Below are 14312 nucleotides of genomic sequence, written 5' to 3' on the forward strand. Positions count from 1 at the left end.
CCCGGAGCCCGCGGCCCGGGCTCGCGAGCGTGGACGGCGCACGCGGGTCCAAGACGGGTGTCAGGCGAGCCGGATCGCGGCGGCCTCGGCCGGGACGAGCTCGCCGACGACGGGCGCGCCGGGGATCTCGCCGGCGACCAGCAGGCCGCCCGAGGTCTGGGCGTCGGCCAGCAGGAGCAGGTCCTCCTCCGCGTACCGGCCCGGGTCGAGGTGGGGCTGCACCCATGCCAGGTTGCGGCGGGTGCCGCCGCTGACGTATCCGTCGCGCACCGCCTGCCGTGCGCCCTCCAGGTAGGGCACGGCCGCCACGTCGACCACCGCCGTGACGCCGCTCGCCCTGGTCAGCTTGTACAGGTGGCCGAGCAGGCCGAATCCGGTCACGTCGGTCGCGCACCTGGCCCCGGCCGCCAGCGCCGCCCGGGAGGCGTCCCGGTTGAGCGTCGTCATCACCTCGATCGCCTGCGGGAACACCTCGCCGGTCGCCTTGTGCCTGGTGTTGAGCACGCCCACGCCGAGCGGTTTGGTGAGGGAGATCGGCGTTCCCGCGCGGCCCGCGTCGATGCGCAGCAGCCGGTCAGGGTCGGCCAGGCCGGTGACCGCCATGCCGTACTTCGGCTCGGGGTCGTCCACGCTGTGACCGCCCGCGACGTGGCAGCCCGCCGCCCGCGCCACGTCCAGGCCCCCACGCAGCACCTCCCTGGCGAGGTCCATGGACAGCGTCTCCCTGGGCCAGCCCAGCAGGTTCACCGCCACGACCGGCTCGCCGCCCACCGCGTACACGTCGGAGATCGCGTTGGCGGCCGCGATCCGCCCCCAGTCGTACGGGTCGTCCACGACGGGGGTGAAGAAGTCCGCGGTGGCGACGACCGCCCGGCCGCCCTCGATCCTGACCACGGCCGCGTCGTCGCCGTCGTCCAGTCCGATGAGCAGTTCGTTCGCGTACGCCGACGGGTTCGGGGCCACGAGCCCGGCCACGATGCTCTCCAGCTCACCCGGGGGGATCTTGCAGGCGCAGCCGCCCCCGTGGGCCTGCTGGGTCAGCCGGATTCCGGCCCGCTCCGCCGTCTCGGTCATACCGCCCCCGTTTCGAGTCGTTCGTCCGCCACGCCGTCATCACGGGGGCACCGCCCGGGTCCCTACCCGGTTCCGGCTAGGTTTCTCCCTGGAGGTGTGTGGGCGCCTGGTGGCCCCCGCGGTCTTCAAAACCGACGAGGCCGAGGTCCTCGGCCTGGCGGGTTCGATTCCCGTCCACCTCCGCTCCGCAGTCATGGCCGTGGTGGATCTGCCTGAGGGTGCGTGGTGGATCTGCCGCGCTCACACAGGTGGGCGCGGAGAACCTCGTGGACGCCCTCCGTGCGACAGGCATGCGCTTACCCTGCTCAGGATCGACGTTCCTCTCCTACGCACGTCGCCATCGCATCTGCTGACGACGACGGCGGCTCGGCTCGAGGCCGGAGTTCGCCGTGGAGATGCTGCGCGACCGGCTCGGCGTCGACATGCCCGACGGGCTTCCGGTCCAGGCGGCGAGCAACGACTTGAACGCCCCCCCGGTCTATCGATCTGCGACCCGATGTCGTGATGGGAGGCACTCATGGAGTTCGCTGTTTGGCCGGTCTACAGCCCGTTCGCGAAGATGCACTACGGCAAGGGCCTCCAAGCCGGTCGAGCGGAGGGCGAGGCCAGGGCGGTGCTGACCATCCTGGATGCTCGGGACATCCCGGTGGCCGAGGACGACCGAGCGTTCATCATGGAGTGCACGGATCTGGAGCGGCTTGACGAGTGGGCGCGGCGGGCCGTCACCGCGACCTCCGCCGCCGACCTGTTCGCCGGAGAGTTCTGACCGACCCGCCGGTGAGGACCGGCGGACGGGCCAATCGGAGGCTTACCTGCCGGAGGGGCGGGGGAGTAGGGCCGGGCCGGGGCGCCAGTCGCCGAGGTAGTTCCCGGGGGTGTGCTCGGCGGCCTGCTCGGGGGTGAGCTGTGGCCGGTTCTCGGGGACGGGGATCGCGGCGCCCCGGCCGATGTTGTGGAACTCGCCGAACCGCGCGTCCTGCCAGTGATACCCGGAGGTCATGTCCACGTACGGCGTGGCCGCGTCGATCGAGGAGCCCATCCAGGTCTCGCGTACAACCAGCGACGGGAGGGCGGTCGGGTCGCTGCTGGGCCGCCAGGGCCGGGCCAGGCCGAAGGACGCGTCGGCCGCGGTCCCGTTGATCACGCATCGCACCGCCAGATAGCCGCGCGGGTTGGCGGCGGCCGTGCTCGGCGCGAACACGAAGCCGTACGGACGGAACGTCACGTCCCTGGCCAGGGTGCTCAGCTCGCACCGCTCGAAGACGGCGGTGGCGCGGCCGAAGACGAAGTCGACGTCCCCCTCGACGTGGCACTCCCGGTAGTACTGCCGGGCGAAGAAGGCCAGGGCGCGGGTGTCGGCATACAACGTGTCCTGGTGGCCGAGGAAGCGGCACCTCTCGAAGTACGACCGGTCGCCCATGACCTTGGCCGCGACCGCCTGGGTGCCGGTGATGTCCGGGTGGTCGGCCCGCAGCCAGTCGTTGGCGAACGTGACGTGCGCGGCGGTGAAGCCGTCGGCCTGGATCGTGGTGGTGGCGCTGCCGCTGGTGCCGTACGTGCCGCCTTCGGGCTTGGGCGTGCCGGCCGCGTTGTCGTAGACGATCACCACGTCGCGCGCGTCGCCGGTCGCCCCCAGGAAGCACAGACCGGTCTTGGCCTGCGGCACGAGGACGGTCTCCCGGTAGGTCCCGGCCGCGATCACCAGGGTCCAGCCCTCGGCAGGGGCGTCCGGGGTCGCGTCGACGGCGGCCTGGACGGTGGTGTGGTCCCCGCGTCTCCGGGCGTCGACGTAGAGCGTGCGGTCGTTCAGCCGGTGCCGGGGCGAGCCGTACCGGCCGAAGGGGAGCACGTGGGCGGCGCGTGCGGGCGACGCGACCGCGAGGCCGAGGATCGCGGCGGCCGCGCCAACCAGCGCCTGCCGCCGGCCGATCAGGGGGGTCAGGGACGACATGACGGCTCCTCTGGTCACATATGTGAATAGATTCCTCAAATGCGAACAGAAGCACCGTAAGATCCGCTTCCGGCCCTGTCAATGACGGTCGGAAACGACTGGGACGGCAGTCATAAGACGACCTCAAGTGATCACCAAGTCGGATCGCACAGCATGGCCGTCTTTCATGAGCAACGACTTCCGTGAACAACGAAAGGGAACCCCGATGAGATGGACGGCGACGCTGCTGAGCGCCACGCTGCTCGGCAGCCTGCTGACCGGCCCTCCGGTGCTCGCGGCCTCTGTTTCCATGACGGCCCCCACCTCCAAGTCGGCCGCCGCCAGGTCGGCCCCTGTCATCACGACGGCCGTGGCCAGGGTCAAGGCGAGCCCGGCCACGAGATCCGGCGCCTGCCCCACCACTGTGGGCTTCTCCGCCGTGGTGGCGGCCAAGGGCAAGGGAACCGTGCGCTACCGCTGGGTACGCGGCGACGGGAGCAAGGGCGCCATCAGGAGCTTCCGCGTCAACGGCGCGCGCAAGGTGGTCGTGCGGGACCGGCAGACGTTCGACCGCAGCACCTCCGGCTGGCAGGCCGTGGAGATCCTGGGCAAGAAGGGACTGTCGGCCAAGGGCCGCTTCAGCGTCGGGTGCACCGGCACCACCGTGATCTGGGACACCGCTCACCCGCTGCCCGCCGAGCCCGCCAAGCCGCTGGTCGCCGCGGCCGCGGTCAGCGCGAGCCCGGCGAGCTACAGCGGCGCCTGCCCCACGACGGTGACGTTCACGGGCACCATCCAGGTGTCGCGTACGCCCGCCAAGGTCTACTACCGGTGGATCGACAGCGGCACGGGGGAGGGCCGGCTCGAGTCGCTCTTCTTCGCGGCCGGCGGCCCGCGCAGCCGGCAGGTCACGCTCCCGCTGGCCGTGGGCAGCTCCACTGCGGGCTGGAAGGCCATCCGCATCGTCAACTCCGGCGGTCGCGACTCCGGACGGGCCGCGTACTCGGTGACGTGCGCGACCACGCCGCCCACCTCGCCGAGCCCGTCGCCTTCGTCCAGCCCGTCGCCTTCGTCCAGCCCGTCGACGAGTCCGAGTCCTTCGACGAGTCCGACGACGCCGCCCGTGCAGACGCCGGTCCCCCGGATCGCCGACCTCACACCGGGTGACTACGAGGGCAGCTGCCTCGAACCGGTCGCGTACCAGGCCACCGGCCAGATCTCGCTTCCGGCGGGCGCGGCTCAGAGGGTCAAATACTGGTGGAGCCTCGACGGCTCCAGGTGGCAGGAGCAGTTCGCCGACTTCCCCGCCGGCGATCAGCCCCGTGCGCAGAACGTGTCCGCGACCTGGAGCCTTGACTCCACCCGGAGCGGCTCACACACCCTCGCGCTGCAGGCCGAAGGCGGCCCTGCCCAGCCGGCCCAGCGTACGTTCGCCTTCACGTGCGTGGCCGAGGGCGGCGACGCCAACCTGACCTTCGAGTACATGCTGACGTCCCAGTTCACCGGTCAGTGCGACGGCTCGTTCGGCATGCATGGCGACGCGTTGGTGATGACGGACCGCGACGCGGAGGTCAAGTATCGACTGGTCGTAGACGGCAAGCCGGGCGTGATCAGGACGGCGCAGCTCAAGCCCGGCGTACGGAGCAAGATCGGCGACTTCTGGTATAGCAACGCCAGGTCCAGTGGCTCCGGCGTCGTCCGCCTGGAGATCCTGAATCACAACAAGCCCGTCAAGCAGGCGCCGTACAGCTGGACGTGCGTGGAGCCGGACCCCTCGCCGGGCACGGTCCAGATCACCGAGATCGTGCCACTCGGCTACTACGGCGACTGCGTCGCCGCCCCGTACACGTCGGCCATGGGAGAGTTCAAGGCCGCCCCGGGAACGGAGATCACCTACCGCTGGGTGGTCGACGGCGTGAACCAGCAGACCGTCACCCACACGATCTCGTCAGGCGGCGTGGGGGGCATTCAGGCCTCCTACTGGCAACGGGAGGCGAGGACCGACGGCACGGTCAAGCTTGAGGTCCTGAACCACAACAAGCCGACGGCGCAGGTCACCTACCCCGTCCGCTGCCAGAGCTGACGAACGACCAGGTGAGTGCACGGCCCGGCCTCGCGGGCCGGGCCGTGCGCCACCGCTGTAATTTGAAGTGTGGATCCACGGAGGCGGGTGCCGCGCACCGACGCCGTGCTGGCCGATCCGCGGCTGGTCGCCGCCATCGAGCGGCTCGGCCGTCCGGCGGTCAAGGACGCGGTCGCGTGCGCGCAGCAGCGGGTGCGGCAGGGCGAGATCGAACCGGAGGACGTCGCGGACGTCGCGCTGGCGGCGCTGCCGCGTCACGCCACGACCCTCCGTCCTGTGATCAACATGACCGGCGTGCTGCTCCACACGAACCTGGGCCGTGCGCCGCTGTCCCCGGCCGCCGTCGAGGCGGTGACGGTGGCGGCGGGGGCGACCGACGTGGAGTTCGACCTGGTTACGGGGGCGCGGGCGCGCCGGGGACGTGGCGCGGTCGAGGCGCTCGCCCGGGCCGTGCCCGACGCCGGGGGCGTCCACGTGGTCAACAACAACGCCGCCGCCCTCGTGCTGGCCGCCACCGCGCTCGCCGCCGGGCGGGAGATCGTGATCAGCAGGGGTGAGCTGGTCGAGATCGGCGACGGTTTCCGCATTCCCGACCTGCTCGTGTCCACCGGCGCGCGGCTGCGCGAAGTGGGCACGACCAACCGCACCGCCCTGGCCGACTACCGGGACGTGATCGGGCCGCAGACGGGGTTCGTGCTGAAGGTCCACCCGTCGAACTTCCGGGTCGAGGGCTTCACCGGCTCGGTCGAGGTGTCCGAGCTGACCGGGCTGGGCGTGCCCGTGGTCGTCGACATCGGCTCCGGGCTGCTCGACCGCGATCCGCTCCTGCCCGAGGAGCCCGACGCCGCGAGCGTGCTGCGGGCCGGCGCCGACCTGGTCACCGCGAGCGGCGACAAGCTGCTCGGCGGCCCGCAGGCGGGCCTGCTGCTCGGCCGCCGCGACCTCGTCGAACGGCTCAGGCGTCACCCGCTCGCGCGTGCCCTGCGCGTGGACAAGCTGACGCTGGCCGCGATCGAGGCAACGCTGCGGGGCCCGGAGTCCCCCGTACGGCAGGCTCTCCACGCCGACCCGATCATTCTCGGCGAGCGCGCCGAGGCGCTGGTCAAGGCGCTGTGCCAGGCGGGCGTGGACGCGGCGGCCGTGCCTGCGGAGGCGACCGTGGGTGGGGGCGGCGCCCCCGGCGTGCGGCTGCCGAGTGTGGCGGTGAGCCTGCCGGAACGGCTGGCCGTACCGCTGCGGCGGGGCGAGCCGCCGGTCGTCGGCCGGGTCGAGGGGGGCCGCCTGCTGCTCGACCTGCGTGCCGTGCCGCAGGACCGGGACGGCGAGGTCCTGGCGGCCGTTTTGAAGGCGGCCGGCTGATGCACGTCGTGGCCACGGCCGGACACGTCGACCACGGGAAGTCGACCCTGGTGCGGGCGCTGACCGGTATGGAGCCCGACCGGCTGGCGGAGGAGCGGCGGCGCGGGCTCACGATCGAGCTGGGCTACGCCTGGACGACGCTGCCCTCCGGGGAGCGGGTCGCGTTCGTCGACGTGCCCGGGCACGAGCGGTTCCTCGGCACGATGCTCGCCGGTGTCGGCCCGGTGCCCGCCGTGATGTTCGTCGTCGCCGCCGACGAGGGGTGGATGCCCCAGTCGGAGGAGCACCTGCTCGCGCTGCGCACCCTCGGCGTACGGCACGGCCTGCTCGCCGTCACCCGTGCCGACCTGGCCGACCCCGCGCCCGCGCTGCGGGACGCACGCGACCGGCTGGCGGAGGCCGGGCTGGGCGAAGTGGAGGCCCTGGCCGTGAGCGGGCGCACCGGCGAGGGACTGGACGCGCTGCGCGCCGCCCTCGACCGGCTGGTGGCGGCGCTGCCCGCGCCCGATCCGCAGGCCCCCGTGCGGCTGTGGATCGACCGGGCGTTCAGCGTGCGCGGCAGCGGGACCGTCGTGACCGGCACGCTGCCCGCCGGCCGCGTCGAGGTGGGCGACGAGCTGGAACTGGACGGCGAGCCGGTGCGGGTGCGCGGCCTGGAGTCGCTGAAGGAGCACGTCGAGTCGGTCGCCGGAGTCGCGAGGGTGGCGCTCAACCTGCGCGGGCGGGTCGCGCCGCAACGCGGGCACGCTCTCGTCACGCCCGGCGCCTGGACGACGACGGACCTGGCCGACGTGCGCGTGACCATGGCGGAAGGCGCCCGCGGACCGCTTCCCACCCGGCTCACCGCCCACATCGGCTCGGCGTCGGTGCCGTGCGAGGTGCGCCCGCTCGGCCCGGAGGCGGCCCGGCTGCGCCTGGTCCGGCCGCTTCCCCTGCACCTGGGAGACGCGCTGCTGCTGCGGGATCCGGGCCGGGGGCAGGGCGAGCTGCGGGTGCTCGCGCGGGCGACCGTGCTCGACGTGCGGCCCCCGGAGCTGCGCCGCCGGGGGGCGGCCAGGGAGCGCGCCAAGGCGCTGGCGGACGCGTCGGCGGACGCGGCGTCCCTCCTGCGTACGCACCTGCTGCTGCGCGACGGCGAGCTGGTCGCGATGGGCTGCCCGCCCGAGGGACGGCCGGTGGCCGCCGGCTGGCATGCCGACCCCGACCACTGGTCGGAGCTGTCCACTCGGCTCCCCGAGGTCGTACGGCGGTACGCGGCCGATCATCCCTTGGAGCCGGGGATGCCGGTGGAGGCCGCCCGCCACGAGCTGGGCCTGCCCGACCGCCGGCTCGTGACGGCGCTCGTACGGCCGCCGCTGACGGTGGCCGACGGGCGGATCACCACGACGGGCCGCGTCGTGGCCGGGGCGGCCGGACTGCCCGCTACCGTCGCCCGGGCGGTGCGGGCCCTGCTGGACGACCTGGCCAAGGCCCCGTTCCAGGCGCCGGAGGCCGGGCGGCTGGCCGCGCTGGGGCTCGGGCCGCGCGAGCTCGCCGCCGCCGTACGCGCCGGGGTGCTGGTGCGTGTGGCCGAGGGCGTCGTACTCGCGCCGGGCGCCGACGCACGCGCGGCGGCGGTGCTGGCCCGGCTGCCGCAGCCGTTCACGGTCAGCCAGGCCAGGAGCGCGCTCGGCACCAGCCGCAGGGTCGCGGTGCCGCTGCTGGAGCACCTCGACCGCAAGGGCCTCACCGAGCGGGTGGACGAGGTCCACCGCCGGTCGATGTGAGGAGACGTCGCGCTTGCCGGCGACGGGGTTGCGACGGCGGCGATGTCGACGGTTCGCGCCGAGTCGTAGGCGCCGGCGAGGAACCGCCTGTAGTCGGGCGTGACGGCGGCGGGAGGCTGTGGCGGCGCGGGCGCGACCAGCGTCAGACCGGTCTGCCGCCCAGCCGGTGGCGGGACGGGCACAGCGGCCGTCGATCCGTCAGGCCCTGAGCTCGCCGCCGAGCGGGGAGGCGGGATAGCCCGGCACCCCGCCGCGTACCCTCCACGGCTCGTGGATCAGGTCGCCGGGCAGTGACGCGAGCTCGGGGACGTAGCGCCGCACGTACTCCCCCTCAGGGTCGAACCTCTTCGCCTGCCTCAGCGGGTTGAGCGTGCGGTAGGGCCGGGTGTCGTTGCCCGTCCCCGCGACCCACTGCCAGTTGCCGCAGTTGTTCGGCATGTCGCCGTCGAGCAGCCACTCGGCGAAGTGCTCCAGCCCGGCCCGCCAGTCGATCCCGAGCCGTTTGGTCAGGTAGGAGCCGGTGATCAGGCGCACCCGGTTGTGCATCCAACCCTCGGCGCGAAGCTGGCGCATGCCCGCGTCCACGATCGGGACTCCCGTGACGCCCTCCCGCCAGGCGGCCTCCGCCTCCTCGTCGCGCCGCCACTCCACGTCCCTCGGCCGGTAGTCGCGCCGGCCCATCTCCGGGAAGGCGGCGACGACCTGGTAGTGGAAGTCGCGCCAGCACAGCTGCCTGACGTACTCCCCGCCGCCGGGCTGTTCACAGGCGCGGTCCACCACCTCCGACGGCGACACGCAGCCGAAGTGGAGGTAGGCGCTCAGCATCGAGGTGCGCTCCGCCATCCGGTCGCGGGTCTCGGCGTAGGCGGCCAGGCCGCCGCCCACCCACCGCTCCAGCCGCCGCCGCGCCTCGCTCTCCCCGCCCCGCACGATCCCGTACGGCTCGGGGGCCGCCTCGGGCAGGACGCCCGGATCGATCCCGGGCGGCAGGCACAGGTGGTGGGGCGCGCCGAGGACCGGCCGTCTCACGGTGGCTGACCAGGCCCGCCAGTATGGCGAGAAGACCCGGTAGTGGCTCGCGTTTCCTTCAGGGGATGCGGACGGTCTCAGCGCGCCGGGGGGCACCACGGTCACGCCGGGGAAGAGGCGGAACTCCAGCCGGTGGGCCCGGCACTCCTCCGCCAGGCGCCGCTCCCGCCGCCGGGCCAGCGGGCTGACGTCCTCGCTCGCCCAGATCGCCGACGCGCCCGCCTCACCGGCCGCCCGTACGGCGTGCGCCACCGGGTCGCCGTGCCGTACGACGAGGTCCGCGCCGAGCGCGCGCAGGGACGACCGCAGGTCGTGGAGGGACGCGTGGAGGAAGTCGCGGCGGTGCCGGGCCCCGATCGCCGGATCGAACACGAACAACGGAACGACGTGCCGGGCCACGGCGCACGCCTCGGACAGCGCCGGGTGATCATGAATTCGCAGGTCCCGGTTGAACAGGACGACGACGGTCTCCACGCGTACCTCTTCGCCGTGGATCACGCCGATGGTTGCGGCTCCCGAGTAAATCGCGAGATCGTTTCGTCGTGCGGTGAGGGCTGCTTCACGCCGAGACTGGGCGTGCGCGTGCTGTAATGCCGAAAAAGCATGGAACGCTGGTTATTCCCCGGAAATATGAAGGCTATTCACATCGGATGTGGCGATCGGATGACCGGCGAAAGGCGGGCGCGGAAACCCTCCCGTCGCCGGATGCGCTCGATGTGTGAAAACAGAATGAAAGGCCAGGTCATCCGACTGCTGAAGCGATGGGAGCGGGTATGGTCCGCAACTTCTCCAGACAAGTCGGGAGACGATAACGGCGCCGAGACTGGGCCCCTTTCGGATGACCATATCGGTGTTATTTGCGGCTTATCCTCAACTCAGGATTTCTCTGGTTCTTTTCCTTCCCAACACAACGCAGTCAGTCTAAGATCTCGTTCTATGTATCGGTATGCATCAAGATTTCCTGTTAGGCAAGTGCGAAGCCTAAGTCGCAGTGATGCTCCGGCCGAACATGACGCTGTCGTCGTCCTCACTCCGATCCGGTGCGCATGAATCCGCCCGCCGGGGATGTGACGCTCGACCCCGGCCGGGGGATGGCATGGGTGGACGAGCACGGCGCCCACCTCGTCGACTACGCCTCCGGTCACCTGGAGTCCGCCCCCATGCTCGCGGCGGTGATCGCCGCGCTGGAGTCGTGCGCCGCCCGCGAACGGCCTGGGAACGTTTCAGACCGGGCCTGGCTGCTGTCCGCGCTGCGCCGCGAGGTCGCCACCGGCCCGGGGCGGGGATTCCTGCCCGGACCAGGTCCCGGCGGGCCCGACCACCTCGCGGTGCGGCGCGCGTGGCGCCTGGCGGACCCCCTGGGCGCGGAGACGCTGCTCCTGCTCTACCGCCACGAACTCCCGCTGCGGGATCTCGTGTACGTGCTCGCCCTGCCGCTGAAGGAGGCCGGCAGGCTCATCGCGCGTACTCAGGACGTGGTGGAGATCCTCGTGAGCGGGCTGGACGGCCTCGCCCGGGGCAGGCCGATCTGCCCGGAGATCGCTCCGCTGACCGCCGCCGTCTTTCCGGACGAGCACGGCGAGGCGGCCGACTTCGGCGCCGCCCGTACGGCGCTGCTCCGGCACATCGTGACGTGCGTGGTGTGCAAGCGGCCCATCAACATCCGATACACCGTTCCGCAGATCCTCTCCCGCCCCCCGGTCGCCGACCTCACGCCCGGGACCAGGCAGCGACTTCTGGACGCCTTGAACAGGGCCAGGCCCGCTCTGGCGGAGCGGACGGCGCATCGGCCTCCCTCGTCGTTCGGCCTGCCGCTCTCCGCACCCGTGGCCACCGCGCCCGCTCCGGCCGTCCCGCCGTCGCCCAGGCTTCCGGAGACGCCGGCCGTGTCTCATGAGGAGTCCCGTCCGCCGTCCCGGGAGGGCCGGGAGGACACGAGACCCGGCCCCCTGGTCCCGCCCGCGCAGCCGGAAACGCCGCGTCCTGGCGGCACCGCGTCCGGTGCCGGGCCCGAACCGCCGGAGCGCCCGGTGCGGGCCTTCTCCCAGGAGGACACCCAGCCGAGCCTGCCGTTGCCGCCGGGGATGTCGAAGTCACGCGGCGCGCAGCGGCCCAACCCGTTCCCCGGGTCGCAGGGCGCGACCGGATCATCCCGATCGCCGCAGGCGGGGTCGCCCGGACCTGTCGGATCGGCCGGTTACTTCGGCGCGGCCGGGGCGGCGCGGGGAGCGCATCCGGCTTCAGGAGAGGGCACCGCACCGCCGCCGGGGCAGGACACGCCTCTCTACAACGCGCTGCTCTCGCAGATCAGGGCCAGGGAGGCTTTGGCGCACGCCGCCGAGGCGGTGCCCGCCCCCGCCCATGTCACCGATGTCGCCGACACGGCCGGGGAGGTGCACCTCACCCACAGGCCGCTCGCCGGTGCGCTTGCGCAGATCAGGATCGTCGAAGTCCTGGCCCGGGTCGGCTCGCTGCTTCGGGCGACCGCCTTGAGGATCGTCATCGTCATCGTCGCGGGGGCGGCGGGGACCGTGACGGGAATCAACCTCCTCGCTCCTGCCTCCCAACCCCATAAGGGGTCGCTGGAGGCGAGCGTCGCGCAGGCTTCCGCCAATCCGCCGGGAACGGGGACGGGGACGAACCCCTCGGCGGCCGGTGAAACGGACGGCACGGCGACAGACGGTGCGGTGACAGACGGTGCGGTGACAGGGGGCACGGCGACAGGGGGCACGGCGACAGACGGTGCGGTGGCGGGCGGGGCCACGGCGGGCGGTACGGCGACGGGTACGGCCTCGGGTACGCCGCGGTCCACGGTGACCGCGACCGCCGCGGCCGGGGGCGCCGGACAGGGCGGACAGGGCGGACAGGGCGCCGCGCAGCCGAACGGACAGAGCACCGCGGCCGGGGGCGCCGCGCAGCCCGGCGGGCAGGACGGCGCTTCGGACACCCCCGCATCCCCCGGCGTCTTCCTGATGGGGGCCTGGGGCGTGCAGGCGCCGTCCGCCATCACACTCGACGCGTTCGGGAGGGGCACCCTCACTCTCTCGACCACCTCCGGAAAACCCGTGAAATGGCGGATATCGGCTCCCGGCCTGGTGGTCGAGCCGTCCAGTGGAACGCTCAAGCCCGGGCACACCGACGTGCTCACCGTGCGCGCGTTGCGCGTCCGCTACTGGTGCGGGGTCCCCTCGCCCGTGACGGCGCCGCTCGAACTGCACGCCCCGAAGGGCAAACGCACCGCCACCGTGCGATGGAGCACCTGCTGACCGCCCCCTTTTCCTCCTGTCCTCGGTGAAAGGACCCGCCCATGACCGAGATCCACACTCCGGTGCCCACTCCTGCCGAGCAGTTCCCGGAGAGCGTGCCTCTCACGGCCGAACATCTGTTGACCAACCGCCGTATGGAACCCACCGGTGGCTGGCGGCGGCTGGTCTACCAGCTCTCCGGCGGCCGGATCATCCCGTCGGAGTCGGCGTCGGAGCTGGAACGGCGCACGCTGATCGCCCAGGCGCAGACGCCTGTCGCCAGCGGTCACCACAGGATCGCGGTCATGAGTCTCAAAGGCGGGGTGGGGAAGACCACGACGACGGCGGCGCTGGGCAACACGCTGGCCTCGCTGCGCGGCGACCGGGTGATCGCCATCGACGCCAACCCCGACCGGGGGACGCTCGGCATCAAGGTGAAGTCGGAGACCGCGGCGACCATCAGGACCCTGCTGGCCGAGGCGCCGCACATCGTCCGGTATGCCGACGCCCGCGCGTTCACCTCGCAGTCGTCCGCCCGGCTGGAGGTGCTCGCGTCCGACACCGACCCGGCCGTCAGCGAGGCGTTCAACGCCGAGGACTACCGCACGGTCGCCAATCTGATCGAGCGCTACTACTCGATCTGCATCACCGACTGCGGCACCGGGCTCCTCCACGGCGCCATGGGCGCGACGCTGGAGCTCGCCGACCAGATCGTGCTGGTCACCATGGTCGCGGTGGACGGCGCGAGCTCGGCCGCCGCGACCCTCGACTGGCTCACCGCCCACGGCCACGGCCACCTCGTCAAGAACGCCATCGTCGTGCTGAACGCGGTCGAGCCGAAGTCACACGTGGACGTCGACCTGCTCGAACGCCACTTCGCCGGACGCTGCCGCACGGTGGTGCGGGTGCCGTTCGACCCGCACCTGAAGGAGGGCGCGGAGGTCGACCTGGCCCGGCTGCGGCCCACCACCCGCGGCGCGTACCTGCGCCTCGCCGCGGCCGCCGGGCAGGCGTTCTCGCAGCGGCCGGACCGGAGCAAGTAGTGGGACCGGTCATCCCCGATCCGGCGCTCGACTGGGACCTGGGACCGCCGCGGCGGTGGGATCCCCGGCACCTGGTCGTCGCCATCGCGGGGATCGTCACCGTCATCGCCGTCGCGGTGATCGTGCTGCAGACCCGGCACACCGAGGCGCCGTCCACGCCGGCGCGCGTCGCGGCGCCGTCCGTCGCTCTGGCGGCGCCCACCGGTCACGAGGGCGACGGAGGCTACCCCGTCGGCTTCCCCCACACCGAGATCGGGGCGGCGTCCGCGGCGGCCGCCGCCCTGGAGGCCGCCTGGACGCTCGACGTCGGCCAGGCGGAACAGGCGGCCGCGCTGTACGCCCCGCCGGACCAGCGTGAGGCGGCGCGCGAGGGTGCTCGCGACGCCGTACGCGGCTGGCGGGAGACCCTCGGCCTTCCCCCGGAAGGCGAACTCCCCGCCGGGGCGGCCCTTCGGACGCAGACGATCGGCGTCCAGTGGAAGGTCCGTTCCGAGGACCAGGTGCAGGTCTCCGTCCTGGTGCAGGTGACGGCGACCACGGGCGCCGGTGCCACCGGCCCCGTCTACTCCAGCCCCTACGCCATGAGCCTGCTGATGGCGTGGAAACCCGATATGCGCGGTGCGGACAAGGGCGACTGGGTGAACATCCCCGACCCGACGCCTCCGTCCGTTCCCGCAGCCGCTCTCCCAGGGACGTCCGAGTTCGCCGCGGCGGGCTGGAAGTCCCTCATCGGTCCCCGGCCCACTCCCTAGATCGAGGAAGAGCCCTCAATGACCCCCCGAA

The 14312-nt window shown here is 72.7% G+C and carries 10 protein-coding genes and 1 tRNA gene; 8 read left to right on the plus strand and 3 right to left on the minus strand.

The features are described from left to right. Positions 1 to 60: 60 nt before the first annotated feature. Entirely contained in the window at positions 61 to 1074 is a 1014-nt protein-coding gene (gene selD / locus ACQEVJ_RS01705; protein ID WP_433096424.1) for a selenide, water dikinase SelD, read from the minus strand. Between the two features lie 90 nt (positions 1075 to 1164). Here selD and ACQEVJ_RS01710 point away from each other — a divergent pair. Both ACQEVJ_RS01710 and ACQEVJ_RS01715 read left to right on the plus strand, forming a co-directional pair. Beyond that, a tRNA-Sec gene (locus ACQEVJ_RS01710) sits at positions 1165 to 1257 on the plus strand. Positions 1258 to 1591: 334 nt separating this feature from the next. After that, positions 1592 to 1840, plus strand: coding sequence for a hypothetical protein (locus ACQEVJ_RS01715; protein ID WP_433096426.1), 249 nt, complete (start codon positions 1592 to 1594; stop codon positions 1838 to 1840). A gap of 42 nt (positions 1841 to 1882) precedes the next feature. On the opposite strand, the gene ACQEVJ_RS01720 is transcribed toward ACQEVJ_RS01715, so the two are convergent. Continuing rightward, on the minus strand, positions 1883 to 3025 hold the full coding sequence (locus ACQEVJ_RS01720) for a pectinesterase family protein (protein ID WP_433096428.1): 1143 nt from the start codon (positions 3023 to 3025) through the stop codon (positions 1883 to 1885). Positions 3026 to 3230: 205 nt separating this feature from the next. Here ACQEVJ_RS01720 and ACQEVJ_RS01725 point away from each other — a divergent pair, with 205 nt between their 5' ends. The 3 genes from ACQEVJ_RS01725 (at position 3231) to selB (ending at position 8212) form a co-directional block, all read left to right on the plus strand. Then, on the plus strand, positions 3231 to 5087 hold the full coding sequence (locus ACQEVJ_RS01725; protein ID WP_433096432.1) for a hypothetical protein: 1857 nt from the start codon (positions 3231 to 3233) through the stop codon (positions 5085 to 5087). Between the two features lie 69 nt (positions 5088 to 5156). Next, positions 5157 to 6446 carry an L-seryl-tRNA(Sec) selenium transferase gene (gene selA, locus ACQEVJ_RS01730; protein WP_433096434.1) on the plus strand — a complete coding sequence of 430 codons (1290 nt, stop codon included), beginning with the start codon at positions 5157 to 5159 and terminating at the stop codon, positions 6444 to 6446. Next, complete coding sequence (selB, locus tag ACQEVJ_RS01735) at positions 6446 to 8212, plus strand: selenocysteine-specific translation elongation factor (RefSeq protein WP_433096436.1); 1767 nt, start codon at positions 6446 to 6448, stop codon at positions 8210 to 8212. Before selA ends, selB begins: the two co-directional genes overlap by 1 nt. A gap of 198 nt (positions 8213 to 8410) precedes the next feature. Here the strand turns inward: selB and ACQEVJ_RS01740 are convergent, their stop codons facing one another. After that, on the minus strand, positions 8411 to 9715 hold the full coding sequence (locus ACQEVJ_RS01740) for a cryptochrome/photolyase family protein (protein ID WP_433096438.1): 1305 nt from the start codon (positions 9713 to 9715) through the stop codon (positions 8411 to 8413). A gap of 572 nt (positions 9716 to 10287) precedes the next feature. Between ACQEVJ_RS01740 and ACQEVJ_RS01745 the strand changes: the two genes are divergently transcribed. From ACQEVJ_RS01745 to ACQEVJ_RS01755, 3 genes are read left to right on the plus strand one after another with little or no spacing between them, the layout of a single operon-like run. Then, positions 10288 to 12507: a hypothetical protein gene (locus ACQEVJ_RS01745; RefSeq protein WP_433096440.1), complete on the plus strand. Its 2220-nt coding sequence runs from the start codon at positions 10288 to 10290 to the stop codon at positions 12505 to 12507. 41 nt (positions 12508 to 12548) lie between these two features. Further along, complete coding sequence (locus ACQEVJ_RS01750; protein ID WP_433096442.1) at positions 12549 to 13529, plus strand: MinD/ParA family ATP-binding protein; 981 nt, start codon at positions 12549 to 12551, stop codon at positions 13527 to 13529. Beyond that, positions 13529 to 14281, plus strand: a complete 753-nt coding sequence (locus ACQEVJ_RS01755; protein ID WP_433096444.1) for a hypothetical protein — start codon at positions 13529 to 13531, stop codon at positions 14279 to 14281. Before ACQEVJ_RS01750 ends, ACQEVJ_RS01755 begins: the two co-directional genes overlap by 1 nt. Positions 14282 to 14312 lie beyond the last annotated feature (31 nt).

It is taken from the genome of Microbispora sp. CA-102843, from assembly GCF_050936215.1.
Taxonomy (GTDB): Bacteria; Actinomycetota; Actinomycetes; order Streptosporangiales; family Streptosporangiaceae; genus Microbispora.